Annotated in this window: 1 protein-coding gene; it reads left to right on the forward strand. The window is 74.7% G+C overall.

Annotation, left to right across the window (positions count from 1 at the left end; all coding sequences use genetic code 11):
- The first annotated feature begins 54 nt into the window (after positions 1-54).
- Positions 55-852 (forward strand): ABC transporter substrate-binding protein, encoded by a 798-nt coding sequence (locus P409_RS35270; RefSeq protein ID WP_202964917.1) that lies wholly within the window; start codon positions 55-57, stop codon positions 850-852.
- Positions 853-943 lie beyond the last annotated feature (91 nt).

Consider the following 943-nt stretch of genomic DNA (forward strand, 5'->3'; position numbering starts at 1 on the left):
TGACCCCCCTCCCGCAAGGGGAGGGGGAGGATAGTAGCGGCCGGGCTGCTCGGATTGGCCCTCGTTACGGAACCCGCCCAGGCCCGGCCACATCGCATCGTCTCGCTCAACCTCTGCGCCGATGCGCTGGTGCTGCGCCTGGCCGACCGCGCCGACGTGCAGTCGGTGACCTGGCTGGCACGCGACCCGGAGAACTCGGTGGTGGCGGTGGAGGCCGCCTCGGTGCCGGTCAACCACGCGCTGGCGGAGGAGGTGGCGGCGCTGAAGCCTGACCTGGTCGTGGTCGGCGCCTTCACCGCCCGCAGCACGGTGGCGGTGCTGCGCCGCCTGGGCATGCCGATCCTGGAACTCGGCGTGCCGCGGGACATCGACGGCATCCGCGGCCAGATCCGCCAGGTGGCGGCAGCCCTGGGCCAGCCGGAGAGGGGCGAAGCCATGGTCGCGGCGATGGACCGGCGGCTGGCGGCCATCCGGCCGCCGGCGTCGCCGCCGCTGGCGGTGGTGCTGCGCCCGAACGGCTTCACCGCCGGCCGGGGCTCGCTGGTCGACGAGATCCTGCGCCGCGCCGGCGTGCGCAACCTCGCCGCCGAGCAGGGGCTGGAGAATTACGGCGAGATCCCGCTGGAGCGCGTCGCCCTGGCCGGGGTGCGCCTGCTGATCCTGAACCAGCCGGAGAACGGGGCGCCGTCGCTGGGCGAGGCGATGCTGGACCACCCGGTCCTGTCCGCTCTGCCGGATCTGCGCCTGGTGCGGGTGCCGCCACGGCTGTGGACCTGCGGCGGGCCCGAGGTGGCCGACGCCGCCGCCCTGATCGCCGCTGCCGCCCGCGCGGCGGAGGGGCAGGGGTCGTGATGAAGCCGGACGCGTTGCCTCTCCCGCTTGCGGGAGAGGTCGGGCTCGCGAAGCGAGACCGGGTGAGGGGATTTTGTCGAGGCCGGGGCCA

This window comes from Inquilinus limosus MP06 (assembly GCF_000767795.1).
GTDB classification, from domain to species: Bacteria; Pseudomonadota; Alphaproteobacteria; order DSM-16000; family Inquilinaceae; genus Inquilinus; species Inquilinus limosus_E.